Annotated in this window: 19 protein-coding genes; 11 read left to right on the top strand and 8 right to left on the bottom strand. The window is 69.6% G+C overall.

The features are described 5' to 3' along the window. Positions 1–94: 94 nt before the first annotated feature. Both MFF54_RS17760 and pyrE read right to left on the bottom strand, forming a co-directional pair. Entirely contained in the window at positions 95–724 is a 630-nt protein-coding gene (locus tag MFF54_RS17760) for a LabA-like NYN domain-containing protein (RefSeq protein ID WP_238304160.1), read from the bottom strand. A 241-nt stretch (positions 725–965) separates the two neighbouring features. Then, entirely contained in the window at positions 966–1,556 is a 591-nt protein-coding gene (gene pyrE / locus MFF54_RS17765; RefSeq protein WP_238304161.1) for an orotate phosphoribosyltransferase, read from the bottom strand. A 249-nt stretch (positions 1,557–1,805) separates the two neighbouring features. Between pyrE and MFF54_RS17770 the strand changes: the two genes are divergently transcribed. Beyond that, positions 1,806–3,083, top strand: a complete 1,278-nt coding sequence (locus tag MFF54_RS17770; protein ID WP_238304162.1) for an MATE family efflux transporter — start codon at positions 1,806–1,808, stop codon at positions 3,081–3,083. 4 nt (positions 3,084–3,087) lie between these two features. Here the strand turns inward: MFF54_RS17770 and MFF54_RS17775 are convergent, their stop codons facing one another. After that, the gene (locus MFF54_RS17775) at positions 3,088–3,462 is read right to left on the bottom strand and encodes a YMGG-like glycine zipper-containing protein (protein ID WP_238304145.1); all 375 of its coding nucleotides are present in this window, start codon (positions 3,460–3,462) and stop codon (positions 3,088–3,090) included. A 207-nt stretch (positions 3,463–3,669) separates the two neighbouring features. On the opposite strand from MFF54_RS17775, the gene MFF54_RS17780 reads away from it, so the two are divergent. Further along, positions 3,670–4,554, top strand: a complete 885-nt coding sequence (locus MFF54_RS17780; RefSeq protein ID WP_238304146.1) for an HpcH/HpaI aldolase/citrate lyase family protein — start codon at positions 3,670–3,672, stop codon at positions 4,552–4,554. Between the two features lie 119 nt (positions 4,555–4,673). Here MFF54_RS17780 and MFF54_RS17785 read toward each other — a convergent pair whose 3' ends face one another. Next, positions 4,674–5,894 carry a TetR/AcrR family transcriptional regulator gene (locus tag MFF54_RS17785; RefSeq protein WP_238304147.1) on the bottom strand — a complete coding sequence of 407 codons (1,221 nt, stop codon included), beginning with the start codon at positions 5,892–5,894 and terminating at the stop codon, positions 4,674–4,676. Between the two features lie 399 nt (positions 5,895–6,293). On the opposite strand from MFF54_RS17785, the gene MFF54_RS17790 reads away from it, so the two are divergent. From MFF54_RS17790 to MFF54_RS17825, 8 genes are all read left to right on the top strand, one after another. Continuing rightward, positions 6,294–7,502, top strand: coding sequence for a polyhydroxyalkanoate depolymerase (locus tag MFF54_RS17790; protein WP_238304148.1), 1,209 nt, complete (start codon positions 6,294–6,296; stop codon positions 7,500–7,502). Positions 7,503–7,609: 107 nt separating this feature from the next. Continuing rightward, positions 7,610–10,198, top strand: coding sequence for a TIGR02302 family protein (locus tag MFF54_RS17795; protein WP_238304149.1), 2,589 nt, complete (start codon positions 7,610–7,612; stop codon positions 10,196–10,198). Between the two features lie 57 nt (positions 10,199–10,255). Further along, positions 10,256–10,441, top strand: coding sequence for a twin transmembrane helix small protein (locus MFF54_RS17800; protein ID WP_109951415.1), 186 nt, complete (start codon positions 10,256–10,258; stop codon positions 10,439–10,441). A gap of 248 nt (positions 10,442–10,689) precedes the next feature. Then, on the top strand, positions 10,690–11,322 hold the full coding sequence (locus MFF54_RS17805; protein ID WP_238304150.1) for an acyloxyacyl hydrolase: 633 nt from the start codon (positions 10,690–10,692) through the stop codon (positions 11,320–11,322). Positions 11,323–11,353: 31 nt separating this feature from the next. Further along, entirely contained in the window at positions 11,354–11,920 is a 567-nt protein-coding gene (locus MFF54_RS17810) for a cob(I)yrinic acid a,c-diamide adenosyltransferase (RefSeq protein ID WP_238304151.1), read from the top strand. 211 nt (positions 11,921–12,131) lie between these two features. After that, positions 12,132–12,881 carry an electron transfer flavoprotein subunit beta/FixA family protein gene (locus tag MFF54_RS17815; protein ID WP_238304152.1) on the top strand — a complete coding sequence of 250 codons (750 nt, stop codon included), beginning with the start codon at positions 12,132–12,134 and terminating at the stop codon, positions 12,879–12,881. Between the two features lie 125 nt (positions 12,882–13,006). After that, a complete protein-coding gene (locus MFF54_RS17820) occupies positions 13,007–13,957 on the top strand; it encodes an electron transfer flavoprotein subunit alpha/FixB family protein (protein WP_238304153.1) in 951 nt (316 codons plus the stop codon). A 237-nt stretch (positions 13,958–14,194) separates the two neighbouring features. Then, positions 14,195–15,076 carry a 3-hydroxybutyryl-CoA dehydrogenase gene (locus tag MFF54_RS17825; protein WP_238304154.1) on the top strand — a complete coding sequence of 294 codons (882 nt, stop codon included), beginning with the start codon at positions 14,195–14,197 and terminating at the stop codon, positions 15,074–15,076. 100 nt (positions 15,077–15,176) lie between these two features. Here MFF54_RS17825 and MFF54_RS17830 read toward each other — a convergent pair whose 3' ends face one another. From MFF54_RS17830 to clpB, 3 genes are all read right to left on the bottom strand, one after another. Beyond that, positions 15,177–15,482, bottom strand: coding sequence for a hypothetical protein (locus MFF54_RS17830; protein WP_238304155.1), 306 nt, complete (start codon positions 15,480–15,482; stop codon positions 15,177–15,179). Positions 15,483–15,591: 109 nt separating this feature from the next. Next, the gene (locus MFF54_RS17835) at positions 15,592–16,602 is read right to left on the bottom strand and encodes an NAD(P)H-quinone oxidoreductase (protein WP_238304156.1); all 1,011 of its coding nucleotides are present in this window, start codon (positions 16,600–16,602) and stop codon (positions 15,592–15,594) included. A gap of 121 nt (positions 16,603–16,723) precedes the next feature. Then, positions 16,724–19,354 (bottom strand): ATP-dependent chaperone ClpB, encoded by a 2,631-nt coding sequence (gene clpB / locus MFF54_RS17840; RefSeq protein WP_238304157.1) that lies wholly within the window; start codon positions 19,352–19,354, stop codon positions 16,724–16,726. A gap of 199 nt (positions 19,355–19,553) precedes the next feature. On the opposite strand from clpB, the gene MFF54_RS17845 reads away from it, so the two are divergent. Further along, positions 19,554–20,321 carry an MOSC domain-containing protein gene (locus tag MFF54_RS17845; RefSeq protein WP_238304158.1) on the top strand — a complete coding sequence of 256 codons (768 nt, stop codon included), beginning with the start codon at positions 19,554–19,556 and terminating at the stop codon, positions 20,319–20,321. A gap of 29 nt (positions 20,322–20,350) precedes the next feature. Here the strand turns inward: MFF54_RS17845 and MFF54_RS17850 are convergent, their stop codons facing one another. Next, positions 20,351–20,560 (bottom strand): hypothetical protein, encoded by a 210-nt coding sequence (locus MFF54_RS17850; protein WP_238304159.1) that lies wholly within the window; start codon positions 20,558–20,560, stop codon positions 20,351–20,353. Positions 20,561–20,737 lie beyond the last annotated feature (177 nt).

Below are 20,737 nucleotides of genomic sequence, written 5' to 3' on the forward strand. Positions count from 1 at the left end.
CCGCGGCGCCCCGGAATGCCTGCGCAGAGGATCAGGCCCCTGGGGGCTTGAAAAGAGTCGGGCTGCCTCCGGAACCGCGCTTCGTCCCGCCCGCCTACTCCCCGTCCGCCTGTTCGCCCCCCTGCCGGATGCCGTAGCGGCTCTCCAGGCCCGGATTGGCGCGCGGGCCGCGATCGACCGGCGCGCGGGCCGGCCGCTCACCCGGGTCGCGGCCGATCTTCGAGATCAGCGCGGCGAGGTCGAGGAACTCGTCGGCTTGCCGGCGCAACTCGTCCGAGATCATCGCCGGCTGTGTCTGGATCGTCGAGACTACGGTCACGCGCACGCCGCGCCGCTGCATCGCCTCAACCAGCGAGCGGAAATCGCCGTCGCCGGAGAACAGCACCATGTGGTCGATGTGGGGGCTGAGTTCGAGCGCATCGATCGCCAGCTCGATATCCATGTTGCCCTTGAACCGGCGCCGGCCCATCGAATCCGTGAACTCGCGCGCGGGCTTCGTGACGACGCGGTATCCGTTGTAGTCGAGCCAGTCGATCAGAGGGCGGATCGACGAGTATTCCTGATCCTCGACCATGGCCGTATAATAGAAGGCCCGCAGAAGATTGTCGCGACTCTGAAATTCCTTCAGCAGGCGCTTGTAGTCGATGTCAAAGCCGAGGGCTTTGGTGGTCGCGTAGAGATTCGCACCGTCGATGAAGAGCGCGCTGCGCTGCGGTCCGGTCATGGAAAGGTTCACTTTCTGATGAAAAGATCTAAGGTAATCGAAATAAACTTCAAGATAGGCGACGGGAGTGTAGTGCAACCTTTGTTAAAAGGGCATTGATCGCCGCGCCGCGTGCCGCGCGCGAAAGTTCTTGGTGGAGGGCAAATGTCCGCGCGTGCGGCGAAAACTCGGGCGAGCATGAAGACGGGCTCAACAGGAAGTCAAGCGCGGCCGCTTTGCCGGGTCCTACGCCTCGGCGCCGTCAGGGCTTGGGCATCGCCCGGCTGCCGGGCTTCACGGCTGGGATCGCGGCGAGTTCCGGCGGCAGGGCGTCGGCCGGGTAGGCCGGGATGTCGAGGGCGACGAGCGACACGAGCGGCACGCCGATCTCGCCACGCCCGCCCGAGCGGTCGATCAGGCAGGCGGCGCCGACGATCTCGCCGGGCTCGCCCTGGATCGCCGCGAGGCATTCGCGCGCCGAGAGTCCGGTGGTGACGATGTCCTCCACGATCACCGCGCGCTGCCCCGCCGGGATCTGGAAGCCGCGCCGCAGGGTGAAGGGGCCGCCGGGCTCGCGCTCGACGAAGATCGCCCGGGCGCCGAGATGGCGAGCCGTCTCGTAGCCCGGCACGATGCCGCCGATCGCGGGCGAGACCACGATGTCGATCTGCCCGAACCGGGCCCTAATCGCCTCGGCGAGCGCCCGGCAGAGCCGCTCGGTGCGCGGCGGCTCGGAGAAGATCGCCATCTTCTGCAGGAAGACCGGCGACCGCAGGCCGGAACTGAGGATGAAGTGGCCCTCGAGCAGCGCGCCCGCGTCTCGGAACTCGGCGAGGACGGCCTCGGGACTCAGGGTGGCAGAGGTCATTGCAGAGGTCATCGTGCGGCGCTCCGCTGGTCGCTTCGTCGGTCGGGTGTGCTGAAGCCGGCTTGTGGCAGCGGCTCCCCGGCGGCGCAAGGCTGCCGCCCGCATCGCGCACGCCCGAATCGGCTTTGGTCCGTTAGGGTCGCGCCCCACGCTTCGGGACGATCCTCCGTGTCCGCATCGCTCTCCGCCCCTATCCCCGTGAACGGCCGCCGCGTTCTGGCGCTCGCCCTGCCGATGACGCTCGCCAATATCACGACGCCGATGCTCGGCTTCGTCGGTGCCACTGTGATCGGGCGGCTGGGGGACGCGGCGGCGCTCGGCGCGATCGCGCTCGGTGCGGTGATCTTCGACGCCATCTTCTGGTCCTTCGGCGCCCTGCGCATGGCGACCGCCGGTCTCACAGCCCAAGCTGTCGGCGCCCGGGACGCCGCGGAGGTTGACCGCACGCTCGCCCGCTCGCTCGCGGCCGGGCTGCTCGCCGGTCTCGCTCTCGTCCTGCTCCAGATACCGCTGGCCTGGCTCGCCTTCGCGATCAGCGGCGCGAGCGAGGCCGTGCGGGAGGGGCTCGCCACCTACTTCCACATCCGGATCTTCTCGGCGCCCTTCGTCCTGGCGAACTTCGCGGTGCTGGGCTCGGTGCTCGGGCGGGGCCGCACCGATCTCGGGCTGCTGCTGCAGGTGGCGATCAACGGGGTGAACATCGCCCTGACGCTCCTGCTCGTGCTCGGCTTCGGGCTCGGCATCGCGGGGGCCGCGCTGGCGACACTATGCGCCGAGGCCTGCGGGCTGGCGCTCGGCCTTCTCGTGCTGCGGCGCCTCGGCGCCCGCCCGTTCCGGGTGCCTCTCGCCGAGATCCGCGATCCCGCCGCGCTCCGCCGCACGCTCGCGGTGAACCTCGACGTGGTGATCCGCACGCTGGCTCTGGTCGCCGGCATCGTGCTGTTCTCGGCGCTGGGCGCGCGCCAGGGCGATGCGACGCTCGCCGCCAACGCGGTGCTGTGGAATCTCTTCCTGATCGGCGGCTTCTTCCTCGACGGCTTCGCCACCGCCGCCGAGGCCCTGTGCGGGCAGGCGATCGGCGCCCGCGACGAGACGGATTTCCGCCGGGCCTCGTCGTTGAGCCTGCGCTGGTGCCTCGGCTTCGGCTTCGGGGTCAGCCTGATCGCGCTCGGGCTCGGCCACGCCTTCGTGGACTTCGTGACGACGAGCGCCGAGGTGCGGGCGGTCGCCTACCGCTACCTGCCGCTGGCCGCGCTCGCGCCCTTCGTGGCGGCGCTGCCCTTCGCCTATGACGGCATCTATATCGGCGCGACCTGGACGCGGGCGATGCGCAACCTGATGCTCGGCGCGCTCGCCGCCTACTGCGCGACGCTCGCACTCGTGCAGGCCTTAGGCCTCGGCAACACGGGCCTCTGGCTGGCCTTCCTGAGCTTCCTCGCGGCCCGCGGGATCGGCCAGGCGCTGGCCTATCCGGGCCTCGCCCGCCGGACGTTCCCGGCGCTGTCGGCCTGATCCTTCAGCGCGGGTCGGTCCAGCGCCGGCCGGTCGAACCGGTGCTGACAGGTGCGGGCTCGGCCGAGACGGTCGGCGTCAGCGCCCCGCGGGGCGCCGCGGGCGCCACCCGCTGCGCCACCGGCCGGACGGGCAGGGCGCTGCGCCGAGCGCGCACCCGACGGTAGCGCCGCGGGCGCTCGGTCGAGGCGCCGACGACGCCCCCGACGATCGCTCCGGCCACGGCGCCGATCGGGCCGCCGACGAGGGCGCCGGCCACGGCGCCCGAGCCGACGCCGACTGTGGTGTTGCTGGCGGCCGCTGCCGGTCGGGCGAGCGGCGCCGAGAGCAGAGCGGCGAGGAGCGCAGGAAGCGCGAGGCCGCACAGAAACGTCTTCATGACAATCCCCCTGTGGATGGAGCGGCCTTGCGCGGCGAAGGTGGCCGGAGCGTGGCCGCAACCGCGGCGTGTATCGTGGCTGCCGGCATCAATCGGGGCGGATCGGCATCCCTTCGACCATCGACCGGTGGCGTCGGCAGTCCTTTGCACTATGGTGCAGCGCACAGCACACCCGCGCCGATCCCGCGCGTACGTCAGAGACTGCCGATGACCGATCTCCGCCTCCGCCGCAGCGTCCTCTACATGCCGGGCTCCAACGCCCGTGCCCTGGAGAAGGCGAGGACGCTGCCTGCCGACAGCCTGATTCTCGACCTCGAGGATGCGGTTGGCCAGGAGGAGAAGGAACTCGCGCGCGAGCAGGTCTGCGCGGCCGTGAAGGGCGGCGGTTACGGCGACCGGGAGCTGGTGATCCGCGTCAACGCGCCCCAGACGCCTTGGGGCGAGGCGGACCTGCGCGCCGCGATCGAGGCGCGGCCGAACGCCATCCTGATGCCGAAGGTGTCCTCGCCGGCCGTGCTGGAGAGCATCGCCAACCACTTGGAGGCGCTCGACGCGCCCGAGGACATCGCAGTCTGGGCGATGATCGAGACGCCGGCCGCGATCCTGAACATCAAGGAAATCGCTCAGGCCCGGCGCGATCGGCGCACCCGGCTGACCTGCTTCGTTCTCGGCACGAACGATCTTGCGAAGGACACCTGGGCGCAACTCGTGCCCGGCCGTGTCCCGATGCTGCCCTGGATCATGTTCGCGCTGGCCGCCGCCCGCGCGGAGGGGCTGACCATCCTCGACGGCGTCTGGAACGACATCGCGGACGTGGAGGGCTGCCGGGTCGAGTGCCGCCAGTCGCGCGACCTCGGTTTCGACGGCAAGACGCTGATCCACCCGAACCAGCTGGAGCCCGCCAACACCTCCTTCGCTCCGACCGAGGAGGAAGTGCGCCGTGCCCGCTTGGTGATCGACGCCTTCAATGCACCCGAGAATGCCCGGCGCGGCGCCATCAAGCTCGAGGGCCGGCTCTACGAGCGCCAGCACATCGGCATGGCCAAGCGGGCGGTGACGTGGTCCGAGGCAATCGCCGCGAAGGGGTACTGAGCCGGCCGGACGAACGCCTTGCTCATTTCCTCCCGGGGAGGAGGCCTGCGAACCGGGTCGGTCGGGACGGACCACGCAGAGGGAAGTGCGGGCGTCGACAGATACGATGTCGATGCCGCCTATTGCGGCGCGAGGATCCCCAGGAAGAGCGGGCGCACGAAGAGGTCCGCGGCGTTGTCAGTGTTGGCCGACGGGCACCAGCGCCTGAGATCGCAGGCCGCGTCGACCGCACTGCTTACCACCTGGGCGGCGATCGTCGGATCGACGGGCCGGATCGAGCCATCGGCGACGCCATCGCCGATCGGGAAAGCGAGGCGTTCCCAGAGCCGGCGCAGCCGCGCCGGCACCTCGGCCCGCAGCCCCTCCGGCAGCGCGCCGACCGCGGCGCAGCGGAGCAGCGGTCCGCCCGGCTCGAACTGATGACGCACCAGTGCCCGGGCGCAGGCTGTGAGCCGGTCCCAGCCCGGGCCACCGCGCGACTCGGCCGCCGCCTGCTCGGCGCGCAGGATCTCGAAGGTGCGGTCGAAGCAGCTGGCGACGAGGTCATCCTTGTTATCGTTGTGATGGTAGAACGAACCCTTCGTCACGCTGAGCCGCGCCGAGATCTTCTCGACGGAAGCGCCGCGGTAGCCCTCCTCGTTGATCAGCGCGGTGGCTGCGCGCAGGAAGGGCTCGGTCGGCCCGCCGGGAGCGGGCACAAGCGGCGGCCCCTCCACGGACCAACGGCTATCCGGTCCCGCGAGGCCCGCCAGCAGGATGTCGGTGACCCGCTCGGCCACGCGCCCGTAATCCTGCGGTTCGTAGCGGTCGATCCAGAGGCGTGCCGTGTGGATCACCGAGAGCGCGAGATGCGTCCGCGCGCCCCGCTCCGCCCGGCCGAGATCGGCGCGCTCCGGTACGAAGAGGGCGCGGGCGCGCCGGAACAGGTCGTTATAGGCCGCGAAGACCGCCTCGCTCTGTGGGCTCGGCAGGGCCATCAGATCGCCGAGCCGGACCTGCGGTCGCTGCGTGCCCGTCTCGATCGCCGCCAGGTCGCGGAAGTAGGCGGCGAGGAAGGTGCTGAGCCGCTCTGCCGGGCTGGTAGCGCCTTCGGCTTCGTCCAGCAGGGTATCGTGCCATGCGAGGCTGCGCAGGTAGCAGGCTGCCGCGAGATCCTCCTTGCGGCGGTAATAGTAGGTGATGCTGTTCGTGACGAGGCCGACGCTGGCTGCCACGTCGGTGAGGGCGGTCCCGCGCACGCCGCGCGCGTTGAAGTGGCCGACCGCCGCATCGAGGATGGCTTGCCGCTTGGCGGCGTAGCGTTTGGTCACGCGCGGCGCGGGGGCGACCCTGTCTGTCATTGCTTCCGGTTGAGCACGCCGGGCCCGCGGCCGCAAGGCGCACACGATCGCGAGAAACTGAGCCGGCGTTCCGCGCGTTTTTCGAAAGCACGGTATCACCCCGCTGCGGCTCAGCAAGGCCGCTCCAGGTGCTGCCCGGGCGATTTCGCGCCGGATTTTCGGCTGCACGCGGAAGGTTTCGCCCCTCCGTGGCGGCATTCGGAAAATTCCGGCATTGGACCAAAGGCTGATGCGTCAAAACCACATTGAGCAGGCATTCCGGTTTTTTGTGGTTGCGGTCCGTCAGCTCGGCTTTAACCTGACTCTCCCATGTTGATGCTGCCGACCACGGCCTTCGCGCCGAATCCCCAAGCCGTGCCGGCATCCGCTGCCGGAGGCGCCCCGCCGAGTGCTCGTCCCATGCTGTACGACGCGTTCCAGGTTCAATCGGATCTCGCGCAGCAGACGCGCGCCTGGGGGCAGGTGCTGCACGAGGCCGTCTCGCCCTGGGCGGCGCTCGGCGGCCCCCTGAGCTGGTGGTCGGCCGGCGCGCAGATGATGATGCGAGCCGGTATGAGCTTCGCGCGACCGAGCTTCGGTCTCGACACCGTGCGCGTGGGCAACCGCGAGGTCCCGGTGGTCGAGGAGGCGGCCTTCGCCACGCCCTTCGGCACGCTCCTGCACTTCCGCAAGGATGTGGAGACACCGCAGCCGAAGCTTCTCGTCGTGGCGCCTCTGTCGGGTCATTTCGCTACGCTGCTGCGCGGGACAGTCCGGGCCCTGCTGCCCGATCATGACGTCTACATCACCGACTGGCACAATGCTCGCGACGTGCCGCTCTCGGCCGGCCCCTTCGGGTTCGACGATTATGTCGAACACCTCGTGCGCTTCATGGGCGTCCTGGGCGAGGGCGCGCACATGCTCGCGGTCTGCCAGCCCGCCGTGCAGGCGCTGGCCGCCGCCGCCGTGATGGCGCAGACCCGAGATCCGGCCGCGCCCCGCTCGCTCACCGTGATGGCCGGACCGGTCGATTGCCGGATCAATCCGACCGTCGTCAACGAGCTTGCCACGTCGAAGCCGATTTCCTGGTTCGAACAGAACCTGATCGCGACGGTGCCCCGCCGACACAAGGGCGCGGGCCGACGCGTCTATCCGGGCTTCATCCAGCTCTCGGCCTTCATGTCGATGAACATGAAGCGCCACGTCGATGGTCACACCGATCTGTTCTGGCACAAGGTCAACCGCGAGGCCGACAAAGCCGCGGCGATCGAAAACTTCTACGACGAGTACTTCGCCGTGCTCGACCTGCCGGCGGAGTTCTACCTCCAGACGGTGCAGACCGTTTTCCAGGATTACACCTTGGCCAAGAACCAGCTTACCTTTCGGGGCGAGGCGATCGACATGGGCGCCGTTCGGCGCACCGCCCTGATGACGGTCGAGGGTGAGCGCGACGACATCTGTTCCGTCGGGCAGACGATGGCGGCGCACGACCTCTGCACCAGCCTCCCGCCGCACATGAAGGCGCACCACCTCCAGGCGGGCGTCGGCCATTACGGCGTGTTCTCGGGTAAACGCTGGGAGCAGCAGATCTACCCGCAGGTGCGCAACTTCATCGCCGCGCACGCCTGAGCGGATTTGACCCGCTGGCCCGTGCCCGCCACCATGCTAGCCTCCCGGGCGCCCGAGGAAACTTGAGCGCGGGCGCTGACCATCTGGAGCGGCGGGACGACGACGGCGTGGAACACAGACCCCAGCACGATGCCGGCCGGACCCTTGCCGCGCACCTCGACCGCCTCGTCGCGCGGGCGCGAGCAGCTGGCCTCTGGGAGCGGGCCTGGCCCGTGCTCTGGCGCGGCCTCGGCGTCCTGCTGACCTTCGCGGCGGCGTCCTGGCTCGGCCTCTGGCTCGAACTCGGCCCGGCCGGCCGCATGCTGGGCGTCGCTCTGTTCGCGCTCGCCCTGCTCGGTGCTTTGTTTCCGCTCCTGCGCCTGCCTCGCCTGGGACGGGCCGAGGCACTGGCCCGGCTCGACCGCGAGGCGGCGCTTCGAGATCCGACGCTCCGCCACGGGCCGGCCTCGGCCGCCGAGGACCGGCTCGCGGTCGGAGCCGCCGACCCTGCCACGCGTGCTCTGTGGGATCTGCACCAGCGCCGTGCGGCCGCAGCGGTCGCGCGCCTGCGCGTCGGACTGCCACGCCCGATGATGCCGCGGCACGACCCCTACGCTGTGCGCGCTGCGCTGGCCGTCGCGGCCGTGGCGAGTCTGTTCGTCGCGGGCCCTGAGTGGCGCGAGCGGCTGGGCTCCGCCTTCGACTGGCGCCGCCCCCCGGCGGCCGCGCCGAACTACCGCATCGACGGCTGGATTGATCCACCGCTTTACACGCGTACGCCCCCGCTCCTCGTCACCCTGTCCGAGGCCGAGCAGCACCTGCGCGTGCCGGTCAATTCCCAACTCGTGGTGCGGATCGCGGGCGAGAACCGCGCCGCCGCCGAGACTGCTCTGACGCCCGATGCCGGGCTGAAGCCCGTGCCCGGCAAGGAAGCGCGGCCGGACCTGCGTGAGGATCGCTTCCAAGTCGTCGGCCCCAGGGCCGCGCTCGTGCTCGCCACGCCTGCGGGCGAGCGCCGCCTCGTCATCGAGACGATCCCGGATAACCCACCGGAGATCCGCGATCTCGGCACGCCCGAGGTGAACGGGCGGGGCACCTTCAACCTCGGCTATCGGGCGCGCGACGATTATGGACTCGCCTCCGCCGACGGGGTCGTGGAGCCGGTGAAGCCTGGCCGCGCGCTGGTGCCGCCGCCGCGGATCGCGCTGGCCCTGCCGCCAGACGCGAGCGGCGAGAGCGAGGCGAAGACGCTCGTCGATCTCACGGACAATCCCTGGTCGGGTGCCCGGGTGCTCTTCACCCTCGCGGTCAAGGACGAGGCGGGGCAGGAGGCGCGCTCTGCACCCGTCGAGATGGTGCTGCCGGCCCGTCCCTTCCGTGATCCGCTCGCCCGGTCCCTTGCCGAGGAGCGTCGCCGTCTCGTCACCGGGCCGGACGACGGCCGCCGCCGGGTGCAGACGGCGCTCGACGCACTGCTGATCGCACCCCAGACCTTCAGGGTCCGACCCGCCATCTTCCTCGGCCTGAAGAGCGCGGCGGGGCGCCTGCGTGCCGCCCGGGACGATGCCGGCCTCACAGAGGTCGCCGATCTCCTGTGGGAAATGGCGCTCAAGATCGAGGACGGCGACCTCTCGGATGCCGAGAAGCAGCTTCGCCAAGCTCAGGACCGCCTCAAGGAGGCGGTGGAGCGCAACGCTCCCGACGACGAGATCCAGCGCCTGACCCAGGATCTGAAGCAGGCGCTCGACAAGTTCCTGAAGGAGATGGCCCAGCGCCAGAACCGCGAGCCGCGCCAGCAGCAGGGCGAGCGCAGCGGTCAGCAGAAGACCGTGACGCCCGACGACCTCGACAAGATGCTCAAGGACATGGCCGAGGCGATGAAGCGCGGCGATACCGCCGAGGCCCAGCGGCTGATGGAGCAGCTGCGCAACATCCTGGAGAATCTCCAGACGGCCGAGCAGGGTGGCAAGTCCGACCAAGCGGGTCGCGAGATGCGCAAGCAGATGCAGGAGCTCGACCAGATGTCGCGCGACCAGCAGCAACTGCGTGACGAGACCTTTCGGGACGGCCAGGATCGCCAGCAGGGCCAGCGTCCGCAGAATCGCGGCCAGCGACAGGGGCAGCAGGGCGGGCAGCAGGGGCAGCGCAGTCCGAGTGAGCAGGGCGAGAGCCAAGGCCAGCAGGGCGAGCGCGGCCAAGGCCAGCAGGGCGGCAGCGCCGGCGACCGACAACAGGCCCTGCGCCAGCGTCTGGAGGATGTGCAGCGCCGCATGAAGGAGAACGGCATGAAGGGCGAGGACGGTCTCGCCGATGCCGAGGATGCAATGCGCGAGGCCGAGAACGCCTTGCGGCAGGGTCGCGACGGCGATGCCGTCGACGCGCAGGGCCGCGCCCTCGACGGGCTGAAACGCGGCGCCGAGGGCATGCAGCAGCAGATGCAGGAGATGGCCGAGGCGGAAGGGCAGGGCCAGGGCGAGCAGCCGGAGGGCCAGCAGCCGGGCCAGCAAGGGCAGGCTGGCTCCCGCGAGGACGACCCGCTCGGCCGCCCGACCAAGGGGCGCGACATGTCGGACGGGCGGGTGCGCGTGCCCGGCGCCGACGAGTCGGCAGTCCAGCGGGCGCGGCGGATCATGGAGGAACTGCGGCGTAAACTCGGCGACCCGAGCCGCTCGCGAGAGGAGCTGGACTATTTCGAGCGGCTGCTGCGCCGCAACTGACGGGGCCGCCGCGAGCGTCTATGTGGAGCGCTCGCGCACGAACCGGATCGTTGAACCATGTCCGCCAACACCCTGGTCCTGATCGCCTGCGGCGCCGTCGCCGTGGTGCTGCTGCTCGGCCTCGTCAACATGCTGCGCGGCGGTAGCGCCAACCTCTCGCAGAAGCTGATGCGCCTGCGGGTGCTGTTGCAGTTCATCGCCATCGTCATCATCATGGGCGTGGTCTGGTGGCGGGCGGCCTGAGGCCACCGACGGGTACGCCGATCAGTGAGATCGATGCCGCAATGCGTCGTCCACCGCCACCTGCGGGTGGGAGGCAAGCGGCGGGGCAGTCCACCTGTCGAACGGGTGAGCGGCTAGCCCGAACGGGTGTGACCGGCGCGCCGCACAGCCGGACTTTTAAGCCTCCGCCGGGCGTTTCAGGGATTGGTTCGCGATGGACCGCGGCAGGGTCGTGGTACGCAGAGTCCGTTCAATCGGACGCGTTCCCCATGCTGCCCATCCTTCGCACCTGTCTCGTCGGCGGCCTCGCCCTCGCGTCCGTCCCTGTCACGGCAGCGGATCTCGGCGCACCGCGCGCGCCCGCGCCCGTCTATGCCGCGCCGGTCCAGCCACTGAGCATCGTCTCCGAGATCCGCATCGGCGGCGCGGTGCAGGATCCGGGTAGCGCCGAGGGCAAGGCCCGCGGCTTCTCCACCACGAACGTCAACGGCGAGATCCTGTTCGCCAAGCCGGTGCTGAGCCTCGATCCGTTCTGGCAGGCCTTCGTTCCGCGGCCGACGGTCGGCGGCAGCTACAACACTGGGGGCCGCACGAGCTACGCCTATCTCGGCGCCACCTGGACGGTGGACCTCTTCCCCGAGACGCTCGGCCGCCGCGTCTTCCTCGAAGGCTTCTTCGGCGGCGCTGCCCATAACGGCTATACCGGCCCGAAGGCGGGCACGCCCTACGGCTTCAACACGCTGGGTTGCAATCCGCTCTTCCGCGAGGCGGCGGCACTCGGCTTCCGGATCACGGAGCGGCTGAGCATCATGGCCACGGTCGAGCATATGTCGAATGCCGGCCTGTGCGCCAACAACCGCGGCCTGACGAACTACGGCGGCAAGATCGGCTACACGTTCTGATCGTCGCCGAGACACTGCCCGAGGTGCGCCCGTGGTCAAGTTGAACCGGATCTACACGCGTACCGGGGACAAGGGGACGACGGCGCTCGCCGACGGGCAGCGCCGCTCCAAGGCGGACCTGCGCGTCGAGACCTACGGCACTGTCGACGAGACCAACGCCTGCATCGGATTGGCTCGGCTCCATGCCGAGCCCCGCCTCGACGCGATGCTCGCCGCCATCCAGAACGACCTCTTCGATCTCGGCGCCGACCTCGCAACACCGCCGACACCGGAGCCGCTGCCCTACGAGCCCCTGCGCGTCGTGGCCGCCCAGGTGAAGCGGCTGGAGGACGACATCGACGCGCTGAACGGCGTGATCCCGCCGCTGAAGTCCTTCGTGCTGCCGGGTGGCTCCCCAGCCGCGGCGGCGCTGCACCTCGCCCGCACGGTCTGCCGACGTGCCGAGCGCCTCGCCGTGCAGCTTGCCGCGAGCGAGGCGGTCTCCGGAGAGGCGCTGCAATATCTCAACCGGCTCTCGGATTTTCTGTTCGTGGCGAGCCGCGCCGCCAATCGCAACGGGGCTGACGACGTGCTCTGGGTGCCTGGCCAGAACCGCTGATCCGTCCCACCGCCGCCGTACCCTATCCCCGAATCGCCCTTGGACTTATGGCCATACGGCTTTTCGAAAGCGGGGTTTTCGCGCCGCGTTGACAAGGCGGAAATGTGGCCGCTACGGTCCGCGCCCTGTGCGAGCCGTGCCGCGTTCCTCGGGGAATGCGCCGCGCCTGCGCGTCAACAGCGAAGAAGTCCCGCGGAGGAAGTTGGCCCCCATGAAGGTTCTGGTGCCCGTCAAGCGGGTCGTCGACTACAACGTGAAGATCCGCGTGAAGGCCGATGGGTCCGGCGTTGAGCTCGCCAACGTGAAGATGTCGATGAACCCCTTCGACGAGATCGCCGTCGAGGAGGCGATCCGTCTGAAGGAGAAGGGCAAGGTCACAGAGATCGTCGCCGTCTCGGTCGGTCCGCAGCAGGCGCAGGAGACCCTGCGTACCGCGCTCGCCATGGGCGCCGATCGCGCGATCCTGGTGAAGACGGACGTCAATTGCGAGCCGCTGGCGGTGGCCAAGCTCCTCAAGGCGGTGGCCGAGAAGGAGAGCCCGCAGCTCGTCATCCTGGGCAAGCAGGCGATCGACGACGACTCGAACCAGACCGGCCAGATGCTGGCTGCGCTGCTCGGGTGGCCGCAGGGCACCTTCGCATTCAGGCTGGAAGCCGGCGAAGGCAGTGTGGACGTCACCCGCGAGGTCGATGGCGGCCTTCAGACGGTGGGCCTTCAGCTCCCGGCCATCGTCACCACCGACCTGCGCCTCAACGAGCCGCGCTACGCGAGCCTGCCCAATATCATGAAGGCCAAGAAGAAGCCGCTGGAGGAGCTGGCGCCGGACGCGCTCGGCGTCGACGTCACCCCGCGCCTGACGGTTCTGAAGACCGCCGAGCCGCCGGGCCGCTCGGCCGGCGTGAAGGTCGGTTCGCCCGCCGAACTCGTGCAGAAGCTCAAGGTCGAGGCCGGCGTCTTCTGACGCCGCGGGCCCGCACGCGGGCCTAAGACCTTCACCGGGCTCGGCGGCGCTGCCGGCGCCGCGGCCCGGCTCTCCCTGCCGGCAGGCCGCCGCACGGCGCCGCCCGAAAGCTCAGGATCGCCAGCATGACAACGCTTCTCTACGTCGAGCACGCCAACGGCCAGATCAAGGATGCCTCGCTGAAGGCGCTGACAGCCGCCAAGGAACTGGGTCAGCCCGTCCACGCCCTGGTGCTGGGCTCCGGCTCGAAACCCGCCGCGGAGGCCGCTGCCAAGCTCGACGGTGTCGAGAAGGTGCTGAACGCGGAGGACGGCCTCTACGACCATGACCTCGCCGAGCCGGTGGGCGCGCTGATCGCCGCCATTGCCGAGCCCTACGAGGCGATCGTGGCCGCGGCGACGACCACGGGCAAGAACGTGCTGCCGCGCGCGGCGGCCCTGCTCGACGTCGCCCAGGTCTCCGACATCATCAAGATCGTCTCGCCCGACACCTTCGAGCGGCCGATCTACGCCGGCAACGCCATCCAGACCGTGCAGGCGCCGGGGCCGAAGCGGGTGATCACGGTCCGCACCGCGGCCTTCAAACCGGCGGGCGAGGGCGGCTCCGTCGCTGCCGTCGAGGCGGTGTCCGCGGCCGCCCCGCAGGCCGGCGGCTCGTCGTTCAAGGGCGAGGAGATCGCCAAGTCCGACCGGCCCGAGCTGGCGTCCGCCAAGTTCATTGTCTCGGGCGGCCGCTCGCTGGGCTCGGCCGAGAAGTTCAAGGAGCTGATCGAGCCGCTCGCCGACGCGTTGGGCGCCGCCGTCGGCGCATCGCGCGCGGCCGTCGATGCGGGCTACGCCCCGAACGATTGGCAGGTCGGCCAGACCGGAAAGGTGGTGGCGCCGGATCTCTACGTGGCGGTCGGTATCTCCGGCGCGATCCAGCACCTCGCCGGCATGAAGGACTCGAAGGTCATCGTGGCGATCAACAAGGATGAGGACGCGCCGATCTTCCAGGTGGCGGATTACGGCCTCGTCGGCGACCTATTCCAGGTGGTGCCGGAGCTGAGATCCGAGATCGCCAAGGCCAAGGACTGATCCCGGGCCGTCCGGCGGCCCGAAGGTGCCACCGAGAGACGAGGGCGGCCGCCGGACGTATCATCCGGCGGCCGGTTCGCGCGAGATTGTTCGGGAGCGCGCCAGGGAGGGTTTCGTCGGTCCGCGAACGCGGGCTAGAAGGCTTCTGGATCACGGGGCGGCCGGCGCGTCGCGGCTCGCGTGTTCCGCACGGGTCGGCCATCGGTCCGGCCGGCGGGGAAGGACTCGGATCGGGACATGACTATTGATATCAATCGGGTCGGCATCATCGGCGCCGGGCAGATGGGCAGCGGGATCGCGCAGGTCTGCGCGGCCGCGGGCCTCGATGTGCGCCTGAACGACCGGGAGGCGGACCGGATCGAGGCCGGCCTCGGCGCCATCGAGGCGAGCCTCGCCAAGCTGGTCACGAAGGGTAGCCTCGAAGAGGCGGCGAGCCGCAGCGCCCGCGAGCGCATCCAGCCGGCACGCAGCTTCGCCGACCTCGGCGACTGCGACCTCGTGATCGAGGCGGCTACCGAGAACGAGGCGGTCAAGCGGGAGATCTTCTCGACGCTCTGCGCCTCGCTGAAGCCCGACGCGGTCCTGGCGACCAACACCTCCTCGATCTCGATCACGCGGCTTGCCGCCGCGACGGACCGGCCGGAGCGCTTCATCGGCATCCACTTCATGAACCCGGTGCCGGTGATGCAGCTCGTCGAGCTGATCCGCGGCATCGCGACCGAGGACCAGACCTACGAGGCGGCCAAGGCGTTCATCGGGAAGCTCGGCAAGACCTCGACGATGTCGGAGGATTTCCCGGCCTTCATCGTCAACCGCATCCTGCTGCCGATGATCAACGAGGCGATCTACACGCTCTACGAGGGCGTGGGCTCGGTCGAATCGATCGATACGGCGATGCGCCTCGGCGCGAACCATCCGATGGGCCCGCTCCAGCTCGCCGACTTCATCGGGCTGGATACCTGCCTCTCGGTGATGCAGGTCCTGTACGACGGACTCGCCGATTCGAAATACCGCCCGTGCCCGCTGCTGGTGAAGTACGTCGAGGCCGGCTGGCTCGGCCGCAAGACCAAGCGCGGCTTCTACGACTATCGCGGGCCGACGCCGGTCCCGACGCGCTGACGTTCCGACGGAACCACGCACAGAAACGGCCGGGGCGCCTGACGCCCCGGCCGTTCTGCTTTGCGCGACGATGCGGGAGAGGCGGCGTGGCCGCCCCCCATCACTTCGGCTTATTGGGATTGGCGCTCGGCTGCGACGGCTGCGGATAGGCCGGGTTCTCCGCGGGCACGCTGCTGGAATTCGACGACGAGGGCGTGTTCGACTTCCCGTTGACCGAACCGGTGACCTCCTGTCGGGAGGCGTCCTGGCTCTGGCTAGCGTAGTCCTTCGGCGCGTTGGCGCCGTTCCACGTCATCAGCCCGACCAGGGCCACGGCGAGCAAGGCGAGGCTCGCCAGCAAAACAAAGAGGACCGGCTTGCCGCGCTGGCCCTGCCGGGCCTCGGTGTTGTTCAGGTTCTCGGCCATCGGCTTCCTCACTCGCGTGCCGAGCCGAGGCTTGAGCCGCCGGCTGCACAATTGATGATCTGGGCGGCCAACGCGGCTGCGCTTGCGAGGGTTCCTGAACGAGTGGGTTTCAGCGCCCCGTCAACAGCAGGATCTTGCCGAGATGAGCGCTCGACTCCATCAACGCATGGGCGTTGCGCGCTTCCTCGAACGGGAACGTCGCGTGGATCACGGGCCGAATCTCGCCGGTGTCGAGCTTCGGCCAGACATCGCGGGCGAGCCCCTGCGCGATCTCGGCCTTGTCGGCCTTCGGGCGCGGGCGCAGCGTCGCGCCCGTGAAGGTCAGCCGCTTTACCATGACGGGCGTGATGTTGAGCCCATCCACCTTGTAGCCTCCCATCAGGGCGATCAGCACGAGGCGGCCCTCCACCGCGAGGGAGGCGAGGTTCCGCTGAAGGTAGCTCGCGCCGATCATGTCGAGGATGACGTCGACGCCCCTGCCATCCGTGAGCCGCGCGATCTCCTCGGCGAAGTCGGCCTCGCGGTAGTTGATCGCGTGGTCGGCCCCGAGCTCTTCGCAGAAGCGGCACTTCTCGGCCGAACCCGCCGTGGCAAAGACCTTGGCGCCCTGCGCCTTGGCGATCTGGATCGCCGTCGAGCCGATGCCGCTCGAACCGCCATGGACCAGGAAACTCTCGCCGGCCGCGAGCCGCCCGCGCTGGATCACGTTGGAATAGACGGTGAAGAAGGTCTCGGGGATGCCGCCGGCATCAGCCAGCGCGAGCGCCTTCGGTTTGGGCAGGCAATGCCCGGCCTCGGCCACCGCAAACTCGGCGTAGCCGCCGCTGATCACCAGGGCGCAGACCTCATCGCCGAGCGCCGGGGTGCTGACGCCCTCGCCGAGGGCGATCACGCGCCCGCTCACCTCCAGGCCTGGAACATCGGTCGCACCCTTCGGCGGCGGGTACTTGCCCTGCCGCTGCATCAGGTCGGGCCGGTTGATGCCGGCCGCCACCACCTCGATCAGCACCTGACCGGGGCCGGGCTGGGGTACACCCACGGTCTCCAGCTTGATCACCTCGGGCCCGCCCGCGCCGTCGTATCGGAGTTGGCGCATGGTCTCGGGCGGCTTGGCGGGCATCGGCAATCTCCTCGTTCGTGCCTGGAATACCTGCGGCGCGGCAGCCGAGCGACAAGGCGTCCGGTGCCACCCACAAGTGAAGAGCCCCGGCGCGGGGGCGCCGGGGCTCCTTTCGGTCGTATCAGTTCAGGGCCACGCTCGGTGGCCGGCGTTCGGCCCCGACCGTGACGTCGCCGATCATCAGGCCGAGCGGGCCCGCGGTGACCGGCACCGCTTCCCCATCGTGGATCCTGCCCGACAGGAGGAGTTCCGCTAGCGGATCCTGCACGTTCTTCTGGATCACCCGCTTGAGCGGCCGCGCCCCGTAGGCCGGGTCGTAGCCCTTGTCGGCGAGCCAGGTCCGCGCCGCCTCGTCCACGTCGAGCGCGATCTTGCGCTCGTCGAGGAGCTTCTGCAGGCGCCCGAGCTGGATATCGACGATCGCGCCCATCTCGCCGCGCTGGAGGCGGTGGAACAGGATGATCTCGTCGATCCGGTTCAGGAACTCCGGCCGGAAGTGGCCGCGCACCACGCCCATCACCTCATCGCGCACCGCGTCGGTGTCCTGCCCAGCGGGCTGGTTGACTAGATACTCGGCGCCGAGATTCGAGGTCATGATCAGGAGCGTGTTGCGGAAGTCGACCGTCCGTCCCTGTCCGTCCGTCAGGCGCCCGTCGTCGAGCACCTGGAGGAGGACGTTGAAAACGTCCGGATGCGCCTTCTCCACCTCGTCGAACAGCACGACCTGGTAGGGCCGACGTCGAACCGCCTCGGTGAGCGCGCCGCCCTCCTCGTAGCCGACATAGCCCGGAGGCGCGCCGATGAGGCGGGCCACAGCGTGTTTCTCCATGTACTCGGACATGTCGATGCGCACGAGCGCCGTATCGTCGTCGAACAGGAAGCCGGCCAAAGCCTTGGTCAACTCGGTCTTGCCGACGCCGGTGGGCCCGAGAAACATGAAAGAGCCGATCGGCCGGTTCGGGTCCTGCAGTCCGGCGCGCGCCCGGCGGACCGCGGTCGCGACCGCCTCCACCGCCTCGCGCTGGCCGACGACGCGCTTGGCCAGTGCCTCCTCCATCGCCAGCAGCTTCTCGCGCTCGCCCTCCAGCATCTTGTCGACGGGCACGCCGGTCCAGCGCGAGACGACGCCCGCGATATGGGCCGGCGTCACCGCTTCCTCGACCATGCCGTCGCGCGCGACCGCGGATTCCGCCTTCGCCTCGATTTCGGCGAGCTGCTTCTCGAGGCCCGGGATCAGGCCGTAGGCGAGCTCGCCCGCGCGCTGGTACTGGCCCTGGCGCTGGGCGGCGGCCAGCTCGTTGCGCGCCTCGTCGAGCTTCTTCTTCAGCTCTGCGGCCGCGCCCAGCTTGTCCTTCTCGGCCTTCCAGCGGGCGGTGATCGTCGCGGACTGCTCTTCAAGGTCGGCGAGCTCCTTCTCCAGGCGCTGGAGCCGGTCGCGTGAGGCGGTATCCGTCTCCTTCTTCAGCGCCTCGCCCTCGATCTTCAGCCGCACGATCTCGCGATCGACGTTGTCGAGCTCCTCCGGCTTCGAATCGACCTGCATGCGCAGGCGCGATCCGGCCTCGTCCACGAGATCGATTGCCTTGTCGGGCAGGAAGCGGTCGGTGATGTAGCGATTCGACAGGGTCGCTGCCGCCACCAGCGCCGAGTCCTGGATGCGCACACCGTGGTGCTGCTCGTACTTCTCCTTGATGCCGCGCAGGATCGAGATCGTGTCCTCGACGGTCGGCTCCGAGACGAAGACCGGCTGGAAGCGCCGGGCGAGCGCCGCGTCCTTCTCGACGTGCTTGCGGTACTCGTCGAGGGTGGTAGCGCCGACGCAGTGCAGCTCGCCGCGTGCGAGCGCGGGCTTGAGGAGGTTCGAGGCGTCCATCGCCCCGTCCGCCTTGCCGGCGCCGACGAGCGTGTGCATCTCGTCGATGAACAGGATGATGCCGCCCTCGGCCGCCTGAACCTCGGAGAGCACGCCCTTCAGGCGCTCCTCGAACTCGCCCCGATACTTCGCGCCCGCGATCAGCGCGCCCATGTCGAGGGCGAGCAGGCTCTTCTCGCGCAGGGATTCCGGCACGTCGCCGTTGACGATGCGCAGGGCCAGACCCTCGACGATGGCGGTTTTGCCGACGCCGGGCTCACCGATCAGCACCGGGTTGTTCTTGGTGCGCCGGGACAGCACCTGTATCGTGCGGCGGATTTCCTCGTCACGGCCGATCACCGGGTCGAGCTTGCCGTCGCGCGCCGCCTCGGTGAGGTCGCGGGCATATTTCTTCAGCGCGTCATAGGCGTTCTCGGCCGACGCGTTGTCGGCGGTGCGGCCCTTGCGCAGCGCGTTGATCGCCGCGTTGATCGAGGCAGGCGTCACGCCCGCGGCCTGAAGCGCGCGTCCGGCCTCGGTGTTGCCCTCGACCGTGAGCGCCAGCAGCAGCCGCTCGACGGTCACATAGGAATCGCCCGCCTTCTCGGCGGCCTTCTCGGCAGTGTCGAACAGGCGCACGAGATCGCGCGTCGCCTGGGGCGCCGCGGAATTGCCGGAGACCTTCGGCTGCTTCGCGAGCCACTGCTCGATCTGCGCGAGCGCCACGCGGGACTGCCCCCCGGCGCGGTCGATCAGACCGGCGCAGAGGCCCTCGGGATCGTCGAGCAGCACCTTCAGAAGATGACCCGGCTGAAGCTGGGGATGGCCCTCGCGCATCGCGAGGTTCTGGGCCGCCTGCACGAAGCCGCGGGCGCGCTCGGTATACTTCTCGAAATTCATGCACAACCCTCCCGTACCGGCATCCGCCGCCCGCGAAGAGGCGCGGCGCCACCGAAACGTCGCCCTCCGGCTATCCGCCGCGCGAGGGCCCCGGCGCCATTGGTGGCCGCCGGTATCCGGGATGTGGTGTTGCATTTGCGCACCACAAGGGGCGGTGAGGCCCTTGCGCCGCGCCGCATTTCAGGGCCACGCTGCGCGCATGGCCACGCTCTCGATCCTCGCCCTCTACCGCTATCCCGTGAAGGGGTTCAGCCCCGAGCGCCTCGCGAGCGTCGTGCTGGAAACGAGCGGGTATTTCCCGGGTGACCGGCTCTACGCGGTCGAGAACGGCGATTCGGGCTTCAACGCACACGTCCCCCGGCACCAGCCGAAGACCAAGTACCTGATGCTGATGCGCGACGAGGCGCTGGCCCGTCTGCGTACGCACTACGAGGACGCGACGGCGACGCTGCATGTCGAGGCGGAGGGAGAGCGCTACGCGGCCAAGCTCGACACGCCCGACGGCAGACGCGTGCTGGAGGATCTGATGCGGCGCCTCCTGCCGGCCTCCCTGCGCGGTGAGCCCCGGGTCCTCGAAGCTCCGCCGCACTACCGCTTCACCGATTCGAAGATCGGCTTCGTCTCCCTCATCAATCTGGCGAGCGTGCGGGCGATCGAGGATCTCGTGGGCGCGCCCGTCGACCCGCTGCGCTTCCGCGGCAACCTGCTGGTCGAGGGGCTGGAGCCATGGGCGGAACTGGGAATGTCGGGCTCCGTGCTGGAGGCGCCGAGCGGGCTGCGGCTCAAGCTGACCCAACGCACGCAGCGCTGCGCCGCGACCAATGTCGATCCGGTCAGCGGCGTGCGCGACCTCGACATTCCCTGGACGCTGGATGCCCGCCTCGGCCACCGGGATTGCGGGATCTACGCGGAGGTCATCGCCGGCGGCGTCCTCGGCGAGGGCGAGGTGCTGCGGACGGTCGGCTGATCGCCGGCCGGTCACGCTCTCTTTCGAAGTTAGTCGCGGGCCGCGAGCCAGCGCGGCTCCGGCTCCTCGGATGGCAGCAGGGCGGCGACGGCGTCGAGATCGACCGTGTAGCGCTCGGTGAGCATCTGCCAAACCTCGGCGCGCGAGCTTGCGGCCGGCATCAGGTGGTCGAGGGCACGGGCCAGGACGCGCGGATGGACGAGGGCTGGGCGCTGGAGGAGCGGGTCGGCGTGGAGCATCGGTGCAATGATCCTTTCGAGCCCCTTGAATATTCTGGATCCTGGTTAATGCGCGTTTAAGCGCTGCGCTGATCTGAACCGCCAAGTATTCGCCCTCTCGCCGGCGATCAGGGCGGCCGCAGGGCCTGTGACGCAGCGATGGGAACCAAAACGCCCGACGGGCGTTTTGGTTCCCAT

It is taken from the genome of Methylobacterium gregans (assembly GCF_022179245.1).
GTDB classification, from domain to species: Bacteria; Pseudomonadota; Alphaproteobacteria; order Rhizobiales; family Beijerinckiaceae; genus Methylobacterium; species Methylobacterium gregans.

Excerpts from the sequence above, each read along its gene's own strand:
- MFF54_RS17760 (WP_238304160.1), bottom strand. The coding sequence starts at position 724 with ATGACCGGACCGCAGCGCAGCGCGCTCTTCATCGACGGTGCGAATCTC.
- MFF54_RS17770 (WP_238304162.1), top strand. The coding sequence starts at position 1,806 with ATGACGCTCGCCAATATCACGACGCCGATGCTCGGCTTCGTCGGTGCC.
- MFF54_RS17775 (WP_238304145.1), bottom strand. The coding sequence starts at position 3,462 with ATGAAGACGTTTCTGTGCGGCCTCGCGCTTCCTGCGCTCCTCGCCGCT.
- MFF54_RS17780 (WP_238304146.1), top strand. The coding sequence starts at position 3,670 with ATGACCGATCTCCGCCTCCGCCGCAGCGTCCTCTACATGCCGGGCTCC.
- MFF54_RS17785 (WP_238304147.1), bottom strand. The coding sequence starts at position 5,894 with ATGACAGACAGGGTCGCCCCCGCGCCGCGCGTGACCAAACGCTACGCC.
- MFF54_RS17790 (WP_238304148.1), top strand. The coding sequence starts at position 6,294 with ATGCTGTACGACGCGTTCCAGGTTCAATCGGATCTCGCGCAGCAGACG.
- MFF54_RS17800 (WP_109951415.1), top strand. The coding sequence starts at position 10,256 with ATGTCCGCCAACACCCTGGTCCTGATCGCCTGCGGCGCCGTCGCCGTG.
- MFF54_RS17805 (WP_238304150.1), top strand. The coding sequence starts at position 10,690 with ATGCTGCCCATCCTTCGCACCTGTCTCGTCGGCGGCCTCGCCCTCGCG.
- MFF54_RS17815 (WP_238304152.1), top strand. The coding sequence starts at position 12,132 with ATGAAGGTTCTGGTGCCCGTCAAGCGGGTCGTCGACTACAACGTGAAG.
- MFF54_RS17820 (WP_238304153.1), top strand. The coding sequence starts at position 13,007 with ATGACAACGCTTCTCTACGTCGAGCACGCCAACGGCCAGATCAAGGAT.
- MFF54_RS17825 (WP_238304154.1), top strand. The coding sequence starts at position 14,195 with ATGACTATTGATATCAATCGGGTCGGCATCATCGGCGCCGGGCAGATG.
- MFF54_RS17830 (WP_238304155.1), bottom strand. The coding sequence starts at position 15,482 with ATGGCCGAGAACCTGAACAACACCGAGGCCCGGCAGGGCCAGCGCGGC.
- MFF54_RS17835 (WP_238304156.1), bottom strand. The coding sequence starts at position 16,602 with ATGCCCGCCAAGCCGCCCGAGACCATGCGCCAACTCCGATACGACGGC.
- clpB (WP_238304157.1), bottom strand. The coding sequence starts at position 19,354 with ATGAATTTCGAGAAGTATACCGAGCGCGCCCGCGGCTTCGTGCAGGCG.
- MFF54_RS17845 (WP_238304158.1), top strand. The coding sequence starts at position 19,554 with ATGGCCACGCTCTCGATCCTCGCCCTCTACCGCTATCCCGTGAAGGGG.
- MFF54_RS17850 (WP_238304159.1), bottom strand. The coding sequence starts at position 20,560 with ATGCTCCACGCCGACCCGCTCCTCCAGCGCCCAGCCCTCGTCCATCCG.